The following is a 21043-nucleotide window of genomic DNA, read 5'->3' as shown; positions in this document are numbered from 1 at the left end:
TAAAATCCTAATACAGAAAAAATATCTATATAAGGATTTAACACTATTTAAATTAATGATTAATATTATAATTTATTTTTTTAGTTTTTGTTATTTTTATTTTAATAAAAATTATCTATCAAATTATTATTATGATATTTTTATTGTTAATTAATTTTCTAAATTAGAGTAGTATTAACACTTTTTATAAAAATTTAATAAATGTCTTGTTTTTTAATTAAAAGTAATTTATAATTTTTATAAATAAGTATTTAATTAATTAAATACCTATTTTAAAAAGGAGAAGTTATAATGATAGTTAAAAGTGTTGACCAAAAAAAAGAAAAAGTAGATATAAAAACAAAGAAAAAAATAAAGATTAATTCAAAACAACAAATTTTTAATATTACTTTGACAGGAATTTTATTGGGATTAGCTGTTGCTTCTTCATTAATTGAAATACCTATTCAGTTTATGGGAGTAATTTTACCATTAAGAATTTTTGATTCATTAATTATTGCTTTTGCTTTACCAATTATTGGTTTATATTATACATTAGCAATTGGTATTATTGAACCTTGATTACATTTATTAGCAGATAGTGATCATCCGCCAATTCAAATTTTCTTTGATAATATTGCTAATATTTTATTTATTGTTTCTTTTTATTTTATTTACTACTATCTTTTTAAATTGTGTAATAAAAGTAAAAATTTAAAAGTAGATACTATCAAAAAAGTAAGTGCTGGTCTAGTAATAGTACCCTTAAATGCGATTATTGCTACTTTATCTTTTGTTTTAACTTTAGTAGTACTTTATTTTAGTCCTAACCTACCAAGACCTGATGAATATGATAATAATATTCTTAATTTTAATAATCATTCAGTAATTATATTATTTATTTTACTTGGTATTGAAATTTTAAGATTTATTTTTATCTTTATCTTATTTAGCTTAGTTGAAAGAAAGATAGGTTCTGCTAAACGTTATTATTTTTAATAAAAAGTATTTTATTTTATAAAATAAAATGTTAAATTAATACTTATTAATTAAAAATAAAATGTGGGAGTAACATATGAAGTTAATAGTTATTTTAATTATTATCATGAGTATTATTTTTTTAATTGGTTTTATAATAATATTTTTTCTGAAATTAAGAAAAAAGAAAATAAAATATCGTTTATGTGATCCAAATTCTTATCATAGTAGCATTATCAAGAATAGAAAGTTTAAAAGTAATAATGATTTAGTAAATAATAAAAAAGTATTGGAAATGTTAACATATTTACAGGAAAGAGATATCGCTAATTATAATAATATTATTCCTACTTTTTATAGCATTTTGGAAAAACCTATCCAACATAATTTGGAAGCTAATAAAAATGTTAATTATTTATTAACTAATATTGTTGATATTTTATGTCACCATCATCACTGTATGGTAAATCCCTTACATTTGATTAAACATTTGTTTAATAAATGTAATAATAAATTACATCAACACAAAAAAAATTCTCATTTTACTCAAGAGAATAATCATTCAGTTAAACCAACACATGTTTTTAATAAAACACAAACTAATGCTTCTACACCAAAAACTAATGTTTCTACAACAAAAAAAATAATAAACATACTTTCTCATAAATTTATAAATATTCCTTTACTAGTTATTAGTCCTAACTTAACAAAAACGGAATATCTAATTAAATTCATAATTAAAATGTATTAAATATCTACTAATAAGTTAAATTAGTAGATATTTTTTTTAAAAATAAAATTTACTGTACATTATTTTGTAATAGTTTATAATAATAAGAAAATCATTATAAATGGAGTGCAAAATATGAGACGAAAATTAAATTTATTTTTTACTACCAGCCTTTTATTAAGTTCTAGCATGTCGCTTTTAGCATTCACAATTGATACAAACAATATTAGTATTAATAATTTTGCCAACAACAATGTTGATACTAAAACAGCAACTAAGTATGCTAATGAAACCTCTATTGTTGGTAAATCGTTATTAATTGCTAAAAATAAAGGTTTTAATACTAATAATTTATTAAATGATATGTATAATCAAACCCCTTCTATTCAAATTGATAATCTTACAGGTAAGAATACTGGAAATGATTTTATTAATGATTGAACTAGTAACTTAGATGGTAATAGTATTAATACTATTCAGGGTTTATTTCAACGTAATGGTATTAATCAATCTAAAGTTGATTCTGTCACTAATAATATTAATAGTTATAATAGTTATCGTGACATATTGCCAATGCTTAAAAATTATTTAAATAATTCTATTTTATCTAATGATGATACTGTTAATATGATTGATGGAATGTTAAAAAATATTAAAAATTTAATACCAAATATTAATGATTACTTATCTTATACTAATTATATTCCAATTATAACTAATACTATTGATGAATTATTAGCAGATTGAGATCAAGAAGATAATTTTAGTGGTAATACTACTTTTGAAAAAATGCAAGATTATATGTCAAAGAAAGCGACATTTGCTCAAGCTTGAAATATTCCAAGTCATGAAAAGTGATACTATGTTAAAGATGAAGCAAAAAATTGAAATTGAAATCAATTTTATGAATATATAGCTGGTGTTAATTTTAATTATATGTTTAAGTCAATATTAGGAAAATATATTGGGGAAATGATTAGCGATAATATTAAATATGCTTTATGAGGTGCTGCACCTATCGGTTTTAATTCTGATAATTTTAATGTTACATTTAGTGAAACTCTTAATAAGATTTTAACAAATCCAGTGGCATGACCTTATTTAATAAAAACAATAATACCAATGGTTAAAAGTGAAGTATTAAAATTAACTAATCCAACTCTTGGTATTGATAGTATTACTTGAGATGATAAAACACCACTTAAAAATAATACAGTTCAACTAAAAAAAGTATTAACTATTTTTCAAGAATTAATATCTTCAAAAGATAATATGCTTAAATTAGTTACCAATTTAATGACCGGACCTTTTGGTGAAGATATTATTGCGAAAGATACCTTTGCATGAACTGATTCATATTGAACATTACCTGAGATTCAAAAGAAATTTTCTTTTATTTCAGCTATTAGTGATATTCCTCAACAAGTTGTTAATAGTTTAGAATCAGCAATTAAAAATGTTCCAATTAATGACACAATTAATAAAATATTTGAGTTTACTAATAAATATTTAACAACAAATCCATTAATTGATTTAAAAGATTTAGTAAAATATTTAGATTTAACTTTCGGTAGTAAAGATTTTATTAATGCTTTAAATAATCTTAAATATATTATTAATCACCCAACAACAGATAATATTAGTAAAACTAAAGAAATATTACAATTATTAGGTGTTCAATTTGGTGATGAAACTAATTTTAAACAAGATAGTGTTCTTGCAAACTTTTCTAATTGATTAAATACTCCTACTAGTAGTTTAAATTCCTTACTAAATATAATAGTTGATAAAACACATCATAATGGTATTCTTGATAATATGTTAAAGGACCAAGAAAATTTATATAAAGATATGTATAGTAAATATTTTGATATTAACAATAATAGTTATTTTACTTTAAGTGATATTGCAATGAATACATTTAAACATGATGATGGTAGTGTTAGTGCAGTTTTAAGTTATAAAATTAAAAATAATTTAGATAATAAAAGTTATGATATTACATTTAAAAATGCTAATTTTCTTACAAGTAAAATCTTTAAAATAAAATTATTTCATATTAGTCAATAATTTTTAATAATTTTCTTCAATAATTAGATATTTTAATTTAAAAAGTATATTAATATACAAGTCAGTTATTGCATTTCTCTTTAAACAATTTAAAATATAGATAACTTATAGATTTAAGAAAAAGTTATTGGGGAAAATAAAGGGGATTAATTATGAAATCATTATTAACAACATTAAGTGTTTTAACACTTGCAACAACCACAGGAAATTTAATCAATATTTTAAATACAATTGAAGAAAAAACTAATATTACAACTAATTACATTCAAAGTAAAACACAACAAGATACAATTTACAAAAATAAAAATGGAGAAGAAATAAAAACTAATATAGAAGATTTGTCAGAGATAGAAAGTAAAGAGGTTGTTCAAATTGGTTTTTATAAGAATCGACAAGGTGAAATTCAAGTTGCTAGAATGCCAGAAACAATTGAAAAAGTACCTGACAAACTACCATCAGAAATAACATCTTTGAGTTATATGTTTACTCGTGCGAAATCATTTAATCAGGATTTGTCAACTTGAGATGTATCTAATGTCACAGATATGAGCAGTCTGTTTAGTGCCACATCAGTATTTAATGGTAATATTACTAATTGAAATGTGTCGAAGGTGACAACTATGAAATATATGTTTACTGGGGCAGTAAAATTTAATCAAAAGATTTCAGATTGAAATGTGTCGAAGGTGACAACTATGAATAGTATGTTTAGTGCTGCTGGATCATTTGAAGGTTCATCATCATTTAATCAGGATTTATCAAATTGAGATGTATCTAATGTCACAGATATGAGTGGTATGTTTAGGAGAACTTGAAAATTTAATGGTAATATTTCAACTTGAATTACTTCAAATGTCACAGATATGAGTGGTATGTTTGCATATGCAACTTCTTTTAATCAAAATTTATCACAATGAAATGTTGAAAAAGTAAAAAACCATGATAATTTTGCTATTGAGTCAGGCATTGCATCAGATCTTAGTAAATGACCAAAATTTAATAAATAAAATAAATGTTTCAAGAAGAAACAATAAAAAATAATATAAAAAATGATTTTAAACAAATATTATTTAAAATCATTTTTTTAATTTTTTATTGATAATCTAAGTAAAGATTATTATTTACATTACTTAAGATAATTTTTATTTTCTTTATTTTGAATATTGTTTTTTAAATGTTTTGATTTTATAATGTATATGAACAGACAAGAAATATATGCTTAAATCATTAAGCCTGTTTAGTATTATTACCTAAACAGGTTTTTTTGCTGTTTAATTAGAGAAATTTTAACTTAGAAAGAAGAGTAATTAAATGATAAATAATCAAGAACAGTATAAAAAAATTATTACTATTGCTTTAAATGCTATTGGTGCTGGTAGTGCTGGTGCAACTACTAAATTATTACATAATGCTCGTCAAGTTTCACAATGATTAAATTTAGCAAATGCTTTAAATAGGGGTGTTTTTGGGACAGCATTTACATTTTTACCAGATAGTAAAAAAGTAGCAACATTAATAGAAGTTTGAAAAATATTAACAAATACCTCATATATAGTTACAACATTAGATGTTAATTTTATTAAAACAATATTTACTAAAGCAAGTAATTGAGATTTAACAATTCCTAATTTACTACCATTTATTAGTTTTGAAATATCTGCTATTTCTGGTGTTTTGGCTGGAACAACAACACTTACACGTATTTATTTTACTAATAAAGATTCAGCAACTAATAAAATATTAAAGTCAATTGAAGATGGTTTTAATTTATTATGTCCTTTTGCTGCAATTATTGGAGGAGGATCATTATTTTGAACACCTGGTCTTGATTCAAAAATTATTGCTCCAATTTTTGCTACACTTGATGGAGTTTCTGGAACTACTAATTGATTAATAAATAAATTTTGAAATCTATTGATTTTGAAACTAATAATGAAAATCAGAGCATATTGGATAATGAAGAAAATGGTACTTTATTAATTAATGATGAAGAATTTAAGACAAGATGTAATGAAACAAATATTGATAATGATTCATCTTCATTAAACTCTGTTAATTCAGTTTTTGTTGCTAATTAGTAATAGTTTTTTGTTAAATTTATTTAAATAAATTTTTAAAATTTAATAATAAAAAACACTAGCATCTTTATTGTTGCTAGTGTTTTTTATTGTTTGATTTGTTAACGTTATGCTAAAAGTAGTGTTTTGTGGGAGTATAAATATTTGTTATTGCATTATCTTAAAAAGCATTCTAAGATATAAATAACTTATAGATTTAATAAAAAGTTATTGAATAAAATAAAAAGGGAGGTTTTCAATATGAAAACATTGATTACTGCACTAAGTGTTTTAACATTTGGGACATCTATTGGAACTTTAAATACTGGTTTAAATAAAACTTCACAAAAAATTGAACTTTTAGATAATAAAACACAACAAGATACTATTTACATTGATAAAGATGGAAAAGAACAAACAACCAATAAAAGAGATTTATCAAATATAAAAACTACCAAAATTACTCAAATTGGTTTTTATAAAAACAAACAAGGTGAAATTCAAGTTGTTAGAATGCCAAAAACAATTAAAGAAGTACCTGATAAATTACCATCAGAAGTAACATCTTTAAATTTTATGTTTTTGGGTGCTTCACAATTTAATCAAGATTTATCAACTTGAGATGTATCTAGAGTAACAAGTATGTTGAGTGTATTTGCTGGTGCTACTTCATTTAATGGTAATATTTCAAATTGAGATGTATCTAATGTAACAGATATGCTTTCTATGTTTAATGGTAGTTTAAAATTTGATCAAGATCTTTCAAAGTGAAATGTATTTAATGTAAGAAGTGTGGGTGGTATGTTTGCTGGTGCTTCATCATTTAATGGTAATATTTCAACTTGAGATGTATCTAATGTAAGAAGTATGAGTGGTATGTTTACTGGTTGTTTTTTATTTAATCGAGATTTATCAAATTGAAATGTATCTAGTGTAGAAGATATGGTTGGTACATTTGCCAATACTTTAGCATTTAATCAAGATTTATCAACTTGAGATGTATCTAATGTAAGAATTATGACTGGTATGTTTGCTGGCTCAGTATTATTTGATCAAGATCTTTCAAAGTGAGATGTATCCAATGTACTAGATCACACTCATTTTGCTGTTGGTTCAGCAATTTCTAATTCTAATAAATTACCTAAATTTAAAAACTTTTTTATTAATAACACTATTTAATTTGATCAAAAGTATTTAATTTCTAAGTAATTAACTATAATAAAACTTAGAATAGTATAATAAAATATTATATTTGTTTTTTATAAAAGCATATAATATTGACAAACGGTAAGTTTAAAAAGTTTTAACTCATTTCTTTATTTTTTTAAAGTAAATGAGTTTTTATTTTTATTATTGTATGCTCTTTTATTTTACTGACTAGTCATACATTTAAAGTAATCAATTGCAATTATATGCCAAAGGTTATATAATATGGGTAATAGTGGGAAAGTGTGGGTGATATTATGCTACTAGGACAATCATTGTCAACATTAGATGAAAAGAAACGAATGATAATTCCTTCTAAGTTTAGAAGTTATTTTCATAACAATGAGATTGTTATTGTTTCTAAAGGTTTTGAAGGCTGTTTAGTTATTCGTAACGAAATTGAATTTATTAAATGACAAGATAAAATCTTATCACAATCCGAAGGTCAGAAAGAAGCTAGAATTTTAGCAAGACAAGTATTTGCTAATTCAGAAGAATTAACTATTGATAGTAAAGGTCGCATTAATATTCCACATTCATTATTGACACTAGCTGATATTAAACAAAAAGTAATTATGATTGGACTATCCAATAAAATTGAGATTTGATCAGAAACTAATTGAAATAGTTTTAATCAAGATACCAAGGATAAATTTGAGTCAGCGGCAGCAGCTCTAGATGAGATATAAAAATTATGAATAATATCAATGCAAGACACATTTCTGTAATGTTAACAGAAGCAATTGATTTCTTAAATATTAAACCTGATGGTATTTATGTCGATTGTACATTAGGACGAGCAGGTCATAGTAAAGTTATACTATCAAAACTTACCTCTGGCAAACTATATGCTTTTGATCAAGATCAAATGGCCATTGATAATAGTAAAATTATTTTAAAAGATTTTAAAGATAAATATGAAATAATTAAAAGTAATTTTGCAAATATTCAATCTGAGCTTTTAAAAAGAAATATTACTAAAGTTGATGGTATATTATATGATTTAGGTATATCATCACCACAAGTTGATGAAGATATTAGAGGATTTAGTTATATGAAAGATGCTAAGTTAGATATGCGTATGGATCAAAGTCAAAAATTAAATGCGTGAGATATTGTTAATAATTATAATTATGAGCAATTAAAAACAATTATTAAAAATTATGGTGAAGAAGTATTTGCTAGTAGTATTGCTAAAAATATTATTAAAACAAGAACTTTTCAACCAATTGATACCACTTTACAATTGGTTACGATTATTAAAAAATCATTACCAGTAAGAGTATTAAATAAGCATCATCATCCTGCCAAAAAGACTTTTCAAGCATTAAGAATTGCTGTTAACAATGAGTTAGAAACATTAAAATCTTCTTTAAAACAATCTTTAAAATTATTAAAATCTAATGGTAGAATTGTTGTTATTAGTTTTCATTCTTTAGAAGATCGTATTGTTAAACAAACTTTTAATGAAGTTTTAATTGATCCACAAGCACAATTATATGCTAAATTACCAGTTCATAATAATTGAAAAACAAAATATCAGTTAATAATTAAAAAACCAATTACACCAAAGCCTGATGAAATAAATAAAAATCCAAGAGCACGAAGTGCAAAACTAAGAGTTATTACTTATATTGATTCATAAAAATGTTTGGAGGTGAGCAATATGAATTTTCAAGAACTATATGTTGTATGTCAAATTGAAGATTTTAGTTTAAAAGTTATGGTTAATAATTATGTTAATAATCAAATTCAGGTTTTATATAAAGAAACTGTTGATACTGAACAGTTTTCTGAAAATGGTGTAATTATTAATTCAATTGCTACAGGTAAGTTATTAAGGCAAATTATTAATAAAATTAATAATACTTTAAATATAAAAGTACAACGTATTGCCTTAACTTTACCTTCAAATAATTTAAAAATTTATCAATCACAAGCATCACTTGATTTTAAAGATGCTAATCACATTATCACTGATGAAGATTGTAGTAAAGTGATTGAAATGGCTAAAAACATTACTATTGATAATAGTGAAATTATTTGTTTAACTAAACCATACAATTTTAAAGTTGATCATGCAATTGGTAATGAACAATTACCAATTGCTAAAAAAGGACAAGTTATGCATGTTGATGCTTTAGTTTATTCATTACCTAAAAGTTTATATAATTCTCACCTCGAAGTATTAACTAATGCCGAAACAGAATTGTTAACTGTTACTTTAGATCAATTTGCATTAGTATGTAATATTAAAAATACTGATTTTAATCGTAATACAGTTTTAGTTGATTGAAATATTAATAGTACTAAGATTAGTGTTTTTAGTAATTCAGTATTATTTGCAACAACTAATATTAAAATTGGTTGAAATCAAATAATTCAATCATTAATGAAGCAAATGCATTGTGGTTATGATAAAGCTGAAAGATATTTACAAAAAATTATTAATATAAGTAGTAATTATTTATGCGATGTTGTTGTTGATAAGTATGTTGATGATCAAACAAAATCTATTGTTCGTTTAACAAAAACTGATTTACAAGCAACAGTTAAAAAACAAATTAATGAAATTATTTCTTGTATTGAATATTTTCTTGATGAAGTTAGTGATAATAATAGTTCAGATATGGAAATTATTTTTACGGGAATTACTATTGGTTTATGTGGTTTTGCCAACTATTTTAAAAATAATAGCAAACTAAAAGAAGTAAAATATATGCTCAGCCAAACTCCTGGTGCATATAGTTATCAGTGAACTACTTTAATCGGTAATACTCACTACCAACATTTAGTAAATGTTTTTAGTAATAATTATATTTCATCAATACATAAACCAGAAATTGTATCAAAATTAAATCATTATACGCATTCTAATAATCATGATAATAAGCATTATAATTCCCCCTTTCAACCAAATTATCAGTATAATGATGGTAGTAAATAGAAGAAGACAATTTGATTACTCAGGAGGAAAATAAAATGGAACATAATAATTCACAATTTAAACCAATAGCATCAATTCGGGTAATTGGTATTGGTGGTGCTGGTAATAATGCTGTTAATAGAATGATTGAAGCAGAGGTACAAGGTGTTGATTTTTATGTTGCTAATACTGATGCACAAGTAGTTAATGCATCACCAGCTGAAAATAAAATTATTTTGGGCAAAGAATTATCAAAGGGACTTGGAGCAGGAGCTAATCCCGAAATTGGTAAACAAGCCGCAATTGAAAGTGAAGCAGAGATTAAACGCGCTTTAGATGGTGCAGATATGGTTTTTATTGCTGCTGGTATGGGTGGTGGTACTGGTACTGGTGCTGCATCAATTGTTGCAAGAATTGCTAAAGAATGTGGTGCTTTAACAATTGCTATTGTTACTAAACCATTTAAATTTGAAGGACGTAATCGTAATGCTCATGCTATAGTTGGAATTGAAAATTTAAAGAAACAAGTTGATGCTATTATTATTATTTCTAATGATAAATTATTACAAGTAATTGGTAATATCCCTCTTAAAGATTCGTTTAAAGAAGCAGATAATATTTTACGTCAAGGTGTACAGACTATTACTGACTTAATTGCTGTTCCTGCTTTAATAAATTTAGATTTTGCTGATGTTCGTACTATTATTGAAAATAAAGGTAATGCTTTATTTGGTATTGGAATGTCAAAGGGTGAACATAAAGCTAAACAAGCCGCAACAAAAGCTATTTCTTCTCCTTTACTTGATGATGTGACAATTAAGGGTGCTAAAAATGCTATTGTTAATGTTACTGGTGGAACAACAATGACATTAACTGATGCTAATATTGCTGTTGATTTAGTTCGTGATGCTGCGGGTAATGATGTTAATATCATTTTTGGTGTTGCTGTTAATGAAAATTTAAATGATGAAATGATTGTAACAGTTATTGCCACTGGTTTTGATGAAGAAGGTGCTAATGCTAATAATTTTGTTTATAGTTCAAAAGTTGATAATCATGAATTTATTACCAATAAGACTCAATATTTAAGTGAAGAAATTAAAGAACAAACAAAGAAAAAAGAAGAAGAACAACAAAATTTAGTCCAAGAAGCAGCAATGGAAGCAGATGATGATTTACCATCATTTTTACGAAGACGAAAGGGAGTTTAATTAATTATGGGATGAAGAAGTAAAAAATATAAAGACAATGATGAAAATAGTAATTATAAAACCAGTTTTCAAGAACAAATACAAGAATTTGCTCCTAAAAATTATCAAGAAATTGAATCAGTTGCTAATGCTATGATTTTACAAAAACCAATTAAAGTTAATTTAACAACAACTGTTGAAAATGATCGAAGAAGAATTATTGATTTTCTTTGTGGTATTTCGTATGTTATTGGTTTTGTTGTTGATAAAACTGATATTCATATTTATGAATTTAAAAATGAATTAAGTTAATCTTGAACAAATAGGTTTTTTATTTCTTTCTAATAATAAAGAAATAAAATTATTTATTTTTTAAATTGTTCTTACATTAATTTTAGAATATAAATCCCTTCTAATTTAGAAGGGATTTATTGTTTTAATTTGCTTATCTTGTTGTGTTATACAGTGAATATTGCCACCACCTAATAGTACTTCACATGTATAAAATGAATTAATTTTATGATTAGGAAAACAATTTTGCAAAACATTAATTGCGTTTTTATCCCATATTGGGTCATTAAAAACGGGAATAATGATTGTTTTATTTGTAATATAGAAATTAACATAACTAGCTGGCATACGAAATCCTTCGGTACGATTAGCAAAACGAGGACTTTTTTCATGATTTTCTGCCTCTGACTTAGTTATAAATAATGGTGCTGGTTGATGTAATTTAGTTACTTTTATTTTTCGTCCTTTAGCATCTGTGCTATTTTTAAGAAACATTAAAGCTTCTAAACTACGTTCATATTGAGGATCATTTTTATCATCAGTTCATGTTAAAACAACATGACCAGGTGTAATGATATGTAGTAGATTATCAACATGACCACTTGTTTCATCATTATAAACACCACGAGGAATTCATATTATTTTTTGTGCATTTAAATATTGTTTTAAATGTTCTTCAATCTCTTCTTTTGTTAAATCAGGATTTCGATTAGGGTTTAATAAACATTCTTCTGTAGTATAAATTGTTCCTTCACCATCTTGATGAATGCTTCCTCCTTCTAATACAATTGGTGCTTGATAATAATCAATGTTACTATTTTTAGTCATTTCAATTCCAACTTTATTATCAATTTCATAATTTCAATTTCAACTGGGTGGATTAATATTTGGTTCATTTTTCATGCCTCATGCAGTGAAGTGAAAATGAACAGCTCTTCGTTGTCCTTTTTTATTTATTAAATAAATTGGTCCCATATCACGCGCTCAACTATCTTGATATTTAATATCGATTAATTTGATAGTTGGATCTAATAGTTTGCGAGCTTCATTTCAATTACTTTTATTAATAAAAATTTTTACTGGTTCATGTTTATTGATTGAGTTGGCTATTTTTGCAAAAACAGTTCGTGCTGGTTGACATTCTTTTTGTCAATTATCTTTCATAAGCGGTCAAATCATTCATGTGCCTTTATGTTCTATTGATTCAATTGGGGCAAAAAAACCATCTTTTTTTGGTGTTGATGTTAATAATTTGCTCATAATTTCCTCCCCCTTTAAGTAGTACTATTTATAATAGTGGATTTATGTAACCCCTATTCTATATATAAATAGTATTTTTATTATAAAATATTTTATTTACAAAATAAAATTTATTTCATAATAAAAGTGTTAAAGTTAATTGAATCTGATTTTATTTATCATTTTAATTAGTAAAATTAATGTAATATAAAGTATGATTTTTGTATATTATTTGCAATACATTTTATACATGCTATTATTTAGCAATAGTTATCTCTAATATTTGAGATAAACTATATGCATTATTATAGGTAATTAACAAGAGATTTTAGAAATTGTTAATTAACTTTTTCAAATAAATTATAATTAATTTATTTTAGAATTGTTCCTTTGCTTATTTTAATGAAAATTTAAAATAAAAAATTTAAAAAAATATGTTTTTCAAGCCCATTGTTTTATTTTTAATAAAATAAATGGGTTTTTTATTTGAAAGGATGTAAAAAAGTGCCTACAGAAAGTCAAGAAATAGGTTCTGATAATAAAAAGCAAAAAATATTAAGGATTTTAGAAAAGAAATAACTTCTAAGATTACAAGTGCAAAAATAGAAAAAAAATATTGCAAACAATTAATAAAAACAATTAATAGTGATGACCTTACTATATTTTTTAATAGTTTAATTAAAGCAGATTCATTATTTTGCTTTTTAAATATTGTTCATCATCTTTATCAAGAGTTAGTTTTTCTTTATAATAATAAAAAGTTTTTAGTATTTGATGAATTTTTATTAGAAAGTTTAAAAAATTCATGACAATGAATTGAAAAAGAAAAGCAAATTTTTAATGAAGAACATAACTTAATTATTGAATTAAAAAATATAGTTAAAGAATCATTTCCAGAACAATATTTTGAAATTATAAAATTTAAACAAGAACAAGCACGAATTAATTTTGATTACTTTTTTCCTGAATTAAAACTTCCCAATAATGCGATTAATTTTTGAAAACAAATTATACAAGAAGAAAATTTAGATCAGTTTTTATCGGTAGAGTGAAAAGAAAAAATTGCTGAGTTGTGTAATGTTTTTATTAATTTTGAAAAAAATATTAAAAAATTTAAAATTATTGGTGAAGATTATCAAGAATTTATTTTAAATCATAAAAGAAATCTAGAAAAAGTTAAAGAATGTAGTGAACAAGTGGCATTAGTTAGTAATGTGATGAAAAGAAAACAATTTTTAATTGATTTAGAAGATTATAATAATGAAAGTTATTATAATAGTTTTCAAAAAAAGATAGCAAAAAGTATAAATGAATTAAAAAATTTTATTAATAATATTGAAGATTCTAAGATAATGGATTATTATTATCAATTTCTTATTTTTAATAGTACTGAACAATTTGCAGCAGATAGTTTAGAATGAAATATTAATAGAATATGTGGTGCTATCAATAATGAATTTACTATATTAAAAAAAATAAGTGATTCATATACAAGTGACTTAGCAAAAAATTTCATAATGAAATACATAACAGAAGCAGTAAATTTAACAAAAAGTACTTCTGAAAGAATAAAAGAAATTACATTACAGTTTGATAGACATTGTGAACAATTAGTTGACGAAGAAAGTAAATCGATTGAAGTTATTAATAAAAAAATAGCAGCATTAGAAAATATTAATAAAACAGAAAGAACGACATATGAAAATTTGTCAAGAACTTTAGAAAATGTAAGTTTAGATAATGATAAAAAAGTGCTAGCAGAGTTAAAACAGCAAATTGAAAAAATTAGAATTATTACAAGAGAAAAAATAACAGAAAGTAAAAAAAAGCAAGAAGAAGCTATTGAAGAAGAAGAAAAACAAAAAATGCTTCAATTAGAAGAAACTAAACAGGGAATTATTAATAATACAAATTTAATGAAAGATAATATTAAAAATTATCATCAAAAAATTAGGGAGCGTACCGAAGATGTCGATAAATAAAAATTTTTAAAAATAACTCCTTTCTTTTTTAAACTATTAAATTAAAAAATAAATGACAAAAGACGAGAATAAAATTCTTGTCTTTTTTTGTAATTGTAAAATTTTAAAATTTTTAATAACCGTCTTTAGCACTATTATCAACACGTGTTAGGGAACTAAAAAAGTGAACTACAACACAGTTGTTAAAAATAGTAGCTAGCATGTGGACTTGCATGGATAAATAAAAAGTGGAGTGATACCTAATAAAATATACTAACCAGAAATGGTAATTCTTGGGGTGGGAGCGAATTGGAAACTAGTATATATAGACCCGGAGTGGGGACCAACTATTATTCTTTATTTAACCAACCTTGCCACTACCAAGTGAGCAAGTGTTGGTTTTATTTTTTATTTTTTTTTGAAAAATTTTTGAGCCCAGAATTGCTGGAATGAATAAAACAAATAGTAGTATTATTAATAATCTAAGAATAAAAATATATGTTCTTTATGCTAGAAGCAACAGAACATATTAGGAAAGGATTATTATGCAAATAGAATTTAAAAAAGAACAAATTGTTAAAGATAAACCACAATCTATTCTTATTGATTATGTTGAATATAAATTATCTCTTCCAAAATGAATGATTAAAAATAATTCTTTTATTGTTGATAACAGTTACTCATATTGAGTTTTTAATTTAGAAAATATTAAAAAAGAATTAAGTGGTAATGAATTAATAAAGTTATTAGAACCATATATTAAAGACCAAAAAATAACTGTTAATAAACCAACTGCTCCAAAAGAATATTATCTTAATGATATAAAACTTGAACAATTAACATTTTATGAACAGCATAATAGTTGATTTATGGGTGAAATAACAGATAACAAAACTAAAATTACTAATCCTTGTTTTAAATATAACATTACGTGAGAAGAAAACAGAAAAGGTTTTAAAATAAATAATCCATATAAACATGATGATTTACCAATTAATTATATAGTTACTTCTTATAAGGAAATTTCAACTCATAATGAAAAAGTATTTTTGTTGAACATGTAAACAAAATAAATTAGATTATTTATTCTTTAATACTAATGATATAAAAACAAGAAAATATTTTTTAAGAGATAAAAATAGTAAAGCAATTTGTTATGACTGTATTTTAAATATTAGGTTAAGTAGGAGGTATAAATATGAATAAAGAAAAAATACTTGAATATCTTAAAGATGAATGAGAATGAAATAAAGAAATGAGAGACGATGAAAAAGTAACTAAACTTTGAAAAAGTTGTTTTAATGGAAGATTAAATCTTATATCTCAATTAAATCAAAAAATTAAAAATGGTGAATTTGATTAATAATGCAATATGACTTAATTATTGGGATTGACCCCGCTGGTATTGGTAATAATGGAATTGTTATATATTCAAATGAAACAAATAGGATTATTTATACAGAAACATTCAACACAACACATGTTTTTGAAAGTAAAAATCGTTATAAAAGAATATTATCAATAATCAAAGAACAATTTTTTGAAAACAAAATATTAGTTATTGTAGAAAATTTCTTTTTAAGTTCAAAACAATTATTAACTAATCCATTAGCAACTCCTAAAATTATTGGTTCATTAATGGTATTAGTACAAGATGTTTTCAACTGAGATTATCTAGAAAACCAACCAAAAAATAAAAATAAAATAACAAATTATAAAGGAAATATAAAATTAACAAAACATGAACAAGATGCATATAAACACATTCAATACTATTTAAGGAATTATAAAAATGAAAGATAAAGCCAATTATGTCAAATTAACAGTAAAACTAAGTAACACTATTGAAGCAAAATATTACGAAAAAGGTAATAAAGAATTATATTATAGTGTTCGTGGTCAATGAAATGGTTTAAACTATGTTACTTTAATTTTTAATAATCCAAAATTTTATAACCGATGTATTTTATTAAACAAAAACGATGAAATTATTGTAACTGGTCAAATTTTTAATACTTTAAACATTCCTAAAAATCGTGTATTTTGTTCAATTAATGTTAAATGATTTAAAAAATGAAAAGAGTAAAAAATGATATGATGAGAAATTTTATTAATAGCACCAATATTAATAACAAGTATAACACTAATAATATTTTTAATATTTATTATTAAAGAATTAAAAAATGAATATAAAGTATTAAAAATATTAAGTGAAATTGCTAATCAAATTGAAAATAAGGAGAATAAATAATGAAATGTTTTCTTTGCATGCATGGAGAAATATATTCTCCAAAAACCTTGTATAAAATAAAAAAATTGAAAAAAATAATTTACCAAGATAGAGATATTGATAGTGAAGATTTTAAGAAAAGATATGAATATCTTTTAAAAAAATTAGGTGATGGTGATAATCAAATTATTTGAATAAATTTATTAATAAAGCAAGAAAGAAATAATAGAAAGGAGAATAAATAATGAATAAAGAAGTATGTTGTGAAGATTGTTGTGTATGTGATAAAAAACATGATTTATTTACTTGTGAAAAAAACTGCTGAGAAAATGTATGTGAACATTGTTATCAAGGTGATAAAGAACATAGAAATAAAGTTGATGAAATTAATAAATCAAGACATAAAAATTGTATTAATAAAGAAAGATTTATGCAATATCTTAAAAACACATATCGCTTAAACGGATATTATGAAGAAGTTTATAAACCAATTAAAACCAGAATTAAAGACCGGTGATTTGATAATGACTAATTATTTACTTTCAATTGACCCAAGTATTAAAAATACTGGATTTACTTTATGAAAAAAAGTTTATTTACATGATAAATATGATTTTTGAAATTGAAAACCAATATTTGTTAAAAGTTATAATTTAAAAGAATATGATGGACAAAGAAAATTTTATTGAGATATAAAAGTTAATGATAATGAATTGGATTTAATTATTGAACGTGGTACTTTTAATTCAAAAAATGGTATTGGTTATGAAACTCAAGAACATTTACGTGGTTTTATTGCAGGACAATTTAATAAATTATTAACAAAAGATATGTTAATAAGTCCAAGTGAATGAAAGAAATGATATGAACGTTATGACCCACCTATTTTTTGATTAAGACCTTGAGATAAAGAACTAAGTATATATGTTGCTGAAGAAATTATTAAAGAAAATAATTGAAATATAAAAATATCAAATCATGATGAAGCAGATAGTTTATTAATTGGTTGATATTATTTAAATAAGGAGAATAAATAATGAATAAAGAAAAATTACTTAAATATATGAAAGATATAATTAAATGAACTAAAAAAATTAATTATACAAACTCTGATTTGGACAAAAATATTTTAAATTTATTAATTGAAAAAATAGAAAAAGGTGAATTTGATAATGACTAAATTAACAGATTTATTTGGTCAAGATAAAATAGAAATATTTTCACCAAATCCCAAAGATTTAACAGATAGTAATGATATAAAAGCAATTATTTTATGAAAATATCCTAATGTTATTGCTGAATATTTAGTTGTTTCTCAACCACATGCAAATACTGCTATTTTAGTTGGTGATAACGTTCACTATACAGGTTGAGTTGAAGTGTTTATTAAACCAAAAAATGAAGGAGTAAATGAAAATGCCAAATGACACGAATGTACAATCAAATAACTATACTTTATTAAAAATAATAAGAATTGGAATAAGTCCATTATCAGCAATGATTGGTACAAGTGCTTATTATGTTCAAATTATTGGTAATCCAGTATTAGGAAGTATTAATGCTTTATTATTTAGTAAAAAGTTAGGAATTGATATATGAAACTTAAATCAAATGCCAAGTACTAAAAAGAAAATATTAAATTCAAGTAAAAAAATATTATTAGGTTTAGGAACTATTGGTTTAATTAATTATGCAAAATTTACAAAAATCAATCCTAATCCTGAACCACCACCTTGATTAACAACTATTACCACAGAAACACCACCATGACCATTATTATTAACTAATGATAATAAACAACAAATGGTTTGAGATACATATATTAGTTTAAGTACTTATGGTATATCAAATCTAATTGGTGGGTTAAGTGAATTAATACCTAATAGATTTGAAGTAATAAGAAAAATATGTAATATGGCAACTAGTGGATGTCTAATTTCAAGTGGTGTAGCTATGGGTATAAATAATGATTTTAATAATGCTTATGCAGTACCAACAATAGTTGCTGGTGCAAGTGAAATTATACATAATTTATTACCTATGGAAACTACAAATCATAATCAAGAAATGCAAGAAACATCATTTACAAATGAAACAAGAAGATTAATTAATAGTGATGCTATTAGTAATAATAGTGGAAGTAGTGATGTTTTATATGAAAGACCAACTACATATGATAGTTTATAAAGGAGATGATAACTAATGAATAAAGAAAAATTGATTGAATATTATAACAATGAAATTCAGACATATAAAGAAAGAATGGAACAATTAAATAAAGAAATATCTTTATTGGTAACTATTATAAGTAATTCAAAATCAATGATTGAAAGAATTAATAATGGTCAATTTGACGAATAATTAAAAATAAATAATTGAAAGGAAATAATTGAAAATGAAAGAATTTTTACATGAATTAATTATTATTGGAACAAGTGTAGGAACATTAATTTGTAGAGAATTAATTGTTTAATTTAAAAGATTTATTACAACTCCAAAACATATTAGAAGAAATAATAAAGTGATGAAACATCAAAAAAAATTAGCAAAACTTAATGAAAAAATTAATGGAAAAGAAAATAAATAATAAAGGTGTGATTTAAATGTTAGAAAATGAAACTAATGTTGAACAAAATACTGAACCTTTAACTGAAAATAATAATTTACAACAAGAGCAAGAAATTAAGATTGTTGAATTAGAAAATAAGTTAAATAAACTTAATCAAGAAATTAAAGAAAAAGAAATAATTAATATATTTAAAAAATATCAAGTTAAAAAAGAATTTTATGAATTTTTAAAATTTAAAACAAGTAATATAGAAAATTCAAAAATTGAAGAAACTATTAAAAAAATGATTAAAGAACAACCACTATTTAAAGAACCAATTAATACAGGTGGTAAACAAGAAACAATATTAACAAATCAAGAAACTTCAATAAAAAGTAGTTTATTAGATTATAAAAAGAAAAATAATTTATAAAAGAAAGGAAAATTTAAAATGCCAAATCCAGTGCCATTTAAACAAAATTTAGATAATACTACAAAATTAGTAGAAACACCTGAATTTATAGAATTTTATAAACAATCAAATAGTCCATGAGCAAGTTTTTTTCCAATTGAAATGGTTAATTCTACAAAAATTGAATTTATAGTTAAAAAACCAAAAGACCCAACATTCAAAATACTTCATTGAAATGATAAAAGTAAAGGATTAGAAGTTGGTTATGTTGATACTGATAAAATTATTAAAGAAATTACAAAAGAAGCTAGTACAGGAGAAATGATTGGTGAAGTTGATTTATTTGCAGATAATGGGCAAAATTTACTAGAAAGTATGCAATATGAAGTTGCTAATGATTTAGCAGATTATTTAGCAAATAATGATACAAATACAATTGCTAAATCTGCCAAAAAAGTAATCATTACTGATACAACACCAGTAGGATATTTAAAATCAATGTTATCAGCATGAAATACTTTATTTCAATTAAGAAATAGTAATAATTGTAAATTTTTTATAACAAATAGTCTTTATGATACTTTAGTTTATTTAGCAGATAATAAAGGTTTAATTACTGATAATCAACTAGCACAACAATTAAGATTAAATGGAACAAATTTATATATTAAAGGTGTATTATGTCAAATTGTTATGGATGATTATATGACATTTAAAAATACTGAAAATAAAAATCAAATTATGAATTTTGTTTTAGCAACACCAAAAGCAATGAAAAGATATATGTTACAACAAACTAGTATATATGTTGAAGATATTAAAGATGGTAAAGTTCCAAAAAGATATTTAGTTGGTGGACAAGTAACAGGAGAATCTATTCCTTATATGTCAAACTCAGAAACAGAATCAAGATGAATGTTATGTGATATTGTTAATAAAAAATATTTAAGTGAAGAAATTACAACATTAACAACTAATATTACTGCTGATACTACTAAAAAGAATAAATTATTAGATACAACAATTAAAAATACAACTGAACTAAATAATTTAAATCCAAATTTAACAACTCCAATTATTAATTATTTTAGTGATGCCCAAGGTCAAGTTGATGTAAGTAATCAAAACCAAAAAGCAGGAGATTTATATGTAGTAATCACTACTAATGACACTGATAAAAATTATCAAGGTTCAACAAATCCTATAAAAATAACTCTTAAATAAGG

General features: G+C 23.6%; 29 protein-coding genes. 28 read left to right on the top strand and 1 reads right to left on the bottom strand.

What is annotated here, in order from left to right; genetic code table 4:
* Window positions 1-291: 291 nt before the first annotated feature.
* The 12 genes from AACK83_RS08000 (at window position 292) to sepF (ending at window position 11448) form a co-directional block, all read left to right on the top strand.
* Entirely contained in the window at window positions 292-978 is a 687-nt protein-coding gene (locus AACK83_RS08000; RefSeq protein WP_338957585.1) for a hypothetical protein, read from the top strand.
* 76 nt (window positions 979-1054) lie between these two features.
* The gene (locus tag AACK83_RS07995; protein WP_338957583.1) at window positions 1055-1708 is read left to right on the top strand and encodes a hypothetical protein; all 654 of its coding nucleotides are present in this window, start codon (window positions 1055-1057) and stop codon (window positions 1706-1708) included.
* A gap of 114 nt (window positions 1709-1822) precedes the next feature.
* Complete coding sequence (locus tag AACK83_RS07990) at window positions 1823-3757, top strand: hypothetical protein (RefSeq protein WP_338957581.1); 1935 nt, start codon at window positions 1823-1825, stop codon at window positions 3755-3757.
* Window positions 3758-3909: 152 nt separating this feature from the next.
* The gene (locus AACK83_RS07985) at window positions 3910-4764 is read left to right on the top strand and encodes a BspA family leucine-rich repeat surface protein (RefSeq protein WP_338957579.1); all 855 of its coding nucleotides are present in this window, start codon (window positions 3910-3912) and stop codon (window positions 4762-4764) included.
* A 304-nt stretch (window positions 4765-5068) separates the two neighbouring features.
* The gene (locus tag AACK83_RS07980; RefSeq protein ID WP_338957577.1) at window positions 5069-5737 is read left to right on the top strand and encodes a hypothetical protein; all 669 of its coding nucleotides are present in this window, start codon (window positions 5069-5071) and stop codon (window positions 5735-5737) included.
* Window positions 5707-5835 (top strand): hypothetical protein, encoded by a 129-nt coding sequence (locus tag AACK83_RS07975; protein ID WP_338957576.1) that lies wholly within the window; start codon window positions 5707-5709, stop codon window positions 5833-5835. Before AACK83_RS07980 ends, AACK83_RS07975 begins: the two co-directional genes overlap by 31 nt.
* 240 nt (window positions 5836-6075) lie before the next feature.
* Window positions 6076-6993 (top strand): BspA family leucine-rich repeat surface protein, encoded by a 918-nt coding sequence (locus tag AACK83_RS07970; RefSeq protein ID WP_338957575.1) that lies wholly within the window; start codon window positions 6076-6078, stop codon window positions 6991-6993.
* A 284-nt stretch (window positions 6994-7277) separates the two neighbouring features.
* Window positions 7278-7709, top strand: a complete 432-nt coding sequence (gene mraZ, locus AACK83_RS07965) for a division/cell wall cluster transcriptional repressor MraZ (RefSeq protein WP_252320016.1) — start codon at window positions 7278-7280, stop codon at window positions 7707-7709.
* Between the two features lie 5 nt (window positions 7710-7714).
* Complete coding sequence (rsmH, locus tag AACK83_RS07960) at window positions 7715-8665, top strand: 16S rRNA (cytosine(1402)-N(4))-methyltransferase RsmH (RefSeq protein WP_252320018.1); 951 nt, start codon at window positions 7715-7717, stop codon at window positions 8663-8665.
* Between the two features lie 21 nt (window positions 8666-8686).
* The gene (locus AACK83_RS07955; protein ID WP_286642492.1) at window positions 8687-9967 is read left to right on the top strand and encodes a hypothetical protein; all 1281 of its coding nucleotides are present in this window, start codon (window positions 8687-8689) and stop codon (window positions 9965-9967) included.
* 35 nt (window positions 9968-10002) lie between these two features.
* The gene (ftsZ, locus tag AACK83_RS07950; protein ID WP_252320022.1) at window positions 10003-11157 is read left to right on the top strand and encodes a cell division protein FtsZ; all 1155 of its coding nucleotides are present in this window, start codon (window positions 10003-10005) and stop codon (window positions 11155-11157) included.
* A gap of 6 nt (window positions 11158-11163) precedes the next feature.
* The gene (sepF, locus tag AACK83_RS07945; RefSeq protein WP_174480582.1) at window positions 11164-11448 is read left to right on the top strand and encodes a cell division protein SepF; all 285 of its coding nucleotides are present in this window, start codon (window positions 11164-11166) and stop codon (window positions 11446-11448) included.
* Between the two features lie 105 nt (window positions 11449-11553).
* Here sepF and aguA read toward each other — a convergent pair whose 3' ends face one another.
* Window positions 11554-12687 carry an agmatine deiminase gene (aguA, locus tag AACK83_RS07940; RefSeq protein WP_338957572.1) on the bottom strand — a complete coding sequence of 378 codons (1134 nt, stop codon included), beginning with the start codon at window positions 12685-12687 and terminating at the stop codon, window positions 11554-11556.
* Window positions 12688-13736: 1049 nt separating this feature from the next.
* Between aguA and AACK83_RS07935 the strand changes: the two genes are divergently transcribed.
* From AACK83_RS07935 to AACK83_RS07860, 16 genes are all read left to right on the top strand, one after another.
* Window positions 13737-14648, top strand: coding sequence for a hypothetical protein (locus tag AACK83_RS07935; RefSeq protein ID WP_338957570.1), 912 nt, complete (start codon window positions 13737-13739; stop codon window positions 14646-14648).
* 371 nt (window positions 14649-15019) lie between these two features.
* Window positions 15020-15160: a hypothetical protein gene (locus tag AACK83_RS07930; protein ID WP_338957569.1), complete on the top strand. Its 141-nt coding sequence runs from the start codon at window positions 15020-15022 to the stop codon at window positions 15158-15160.
* 12 nt (window positions 15161-15172) lie between these two features.
* Window positions 15173-15691 (top strand): hypothetical protein, encoded by a 519-nt coding sequence (locus AACK83_RS07925; RefSeq protein WP_338957568.1) that lies wholly within the window; start codon window positions 15173-15175, stop codon window positions 15689-15691.
* Between the two features lie 134 nt (window positions 15692-15825).
* The gene (locus tag AACK83_RS07920; RefSeq protein WP_338957566.1) at window positions 15826-15990 is read left to right on the top strand and encodes a hypothetical protein; all 165 of its coding nucleotides are present in this window, start codon (window positions 15826-15828) and stop codon (window positions 15988-15990) included.
* A 2-nt stretch (window positions 15991-15992) separates the two neighbouring features.
* Window positions 15993-16430 (top strand): hypothetical protein, encoded by a 438-nt coding sequence (locus tag AACK83_RS07915; protein ID WP_338957565.1) that lies wholly within the window; start codon window positions 15993-15995, stop codon window positions 16428-16430.
* On the top strand, window positions 16420-16713 hold the full coding sequence (locus tag AACK83_RS07910) for a hypothetical protein (protein ID WP_338957564.1): 294 nt from the start codon (window positions 16420-16422) through the stop codon (window positions 16711-16713). The genes AACK83_RS07915 and AACK83_RS07910 overlap by 11 nt, the downstream gene beginning before the upstream one ends.
* Before the next feature lie 3 nt (window positions 16714-16716).
* Window positions 16717-16878: a hypothetical protein gene (locus AACK83_RS07905; protein WP_338957563.1), complete on the top strand. Its 162-nt coding sequence runs from the start codon at window positions 16717-16719 to the stop codon at window positions 16876-16878.
* Complete coding sequence (locus AACK83_RS07900) at window positions 16878-17102, top strand: hypothetical protein (RefSeq protein WP_338957562.1); 225 nt, start codon at window positions 16878-16880, stop codon at window positions 17100-17102. The genes AACK83_RS07905 and AACK83_RS07900 overlap by 1 nt, the downstream gene beginning before the upstream one ends.
* Entirely contained in the window at window positions 17102-17389 is a 288-nt protein-coding gene (locus AACK83_RS07895; protein ID WP_338957561.1) for a hypothetical protein, read from the top strand. Before AACK83_RS07900 ends, AACK83_RS07895 begins: the two co-directional genes overlap by 1 nt.
* Window positions 17382-17894, top strand: a complete 513-nt coding sequence (locus tag AACK83_RS07890; protein ID WP_338957560.1) for a hypothetical protein — start codon at window positions 17382-17384, stop codon at window positions 17892-17894. Before AACK83_RS07895 ends, AACK83_RS07890 begins: the two co-directional genes overlap by 8 nt.
* A complete protein-coding gene (locus AACK83_RS07885) occupies window positions 17894-18037 on the top strand; it encodes a hypothetical protein (RefSeq protein ID WP_338957559.1) in 144 nt (47 codons plus the stop codon). Before AACK83_RS07890 ends, AACK83_RS07885 begins: the two co-directional genes overlap by 1 nt.
* Window positions 18030-18305 carry a hypothetical protein gene (locus AACK83_RS07880; protein ID WP_338957557.1) on the top strand — a complete coding sequence of 92 codons (276 nt, stop codon included), beginning with the start codon at window positions 18030-18032 and terminating at the stop codon, window positions 18303-18305. The genes AACK83_RS07885 and AACK83_RS07880 overlap by 8 nt, the downstream gene beginning before the upstream one ends.
* Window positions 18274-19044 (top strand): hypothetical protein, encoded by a 771-nt coding sequence (locus AACK83_RS07875; RefSeq protein ID WP_338957555.1) that lies wholly within the window; start codon window positions 18274-18276, stop codon window positions 19042-19044. Before AACK83_RS07880 ends, AACK83_RS07875 begins: the two co-directional genes overlap by 32 nt.
* A gap of 15 nt (window positions 19045-19059) precedes the next feature.
* Window positions 19060-19218, top strand: a complete 159-nt coding sequence (locus AACK83_RS07870) for a hypothetical protein (protein ID WP_338957552.1) — start codon at window positions 19060-19062, stop codon at window positions 19216-19218.
* Between the two features lie 242 nt (window positions 19219-19460).
* Window positions 19461-19838, top strand: coding sequence for a hypothetical protein (locus tag AACK83_RS07865; protein ID WP_338957549.1), 378 nt, complete (start codon window positions 19461-19463; stop codon window positions 19836-19838).
* Between the two features lie 18 nt (window positions 19839-19856).
* Window positions 19857-21041 carry a hypothetical protein gene (locus AACK83_RS07860; RefSeq protein ID WP_338957547.1) on the top strand — a complete coding sequence of 395 codons (1185 nt, stop codon included), beginning with the start codon at window positions 19857-19859 and terminating at the stop codon, window positions 21039-21041.
* Window positions 21042-21043 lie beyond the last annotated feature (2 nt).

Source organism: Spiroplasma endosymbiont of Tiphia femorata (assembly GCF_964020225.1).
In the GTDB taxonomy this organism is placed as follows: Bacteria; Bacillota_I; Bacilli_A; order Mycoplasmatales; family VBWQ01; genus Spiroplasma_E.
Note: the sequence above shows the minus strand (reverse complement) of the source record. Positions and strands in the feature narration are given on the sequence as shown.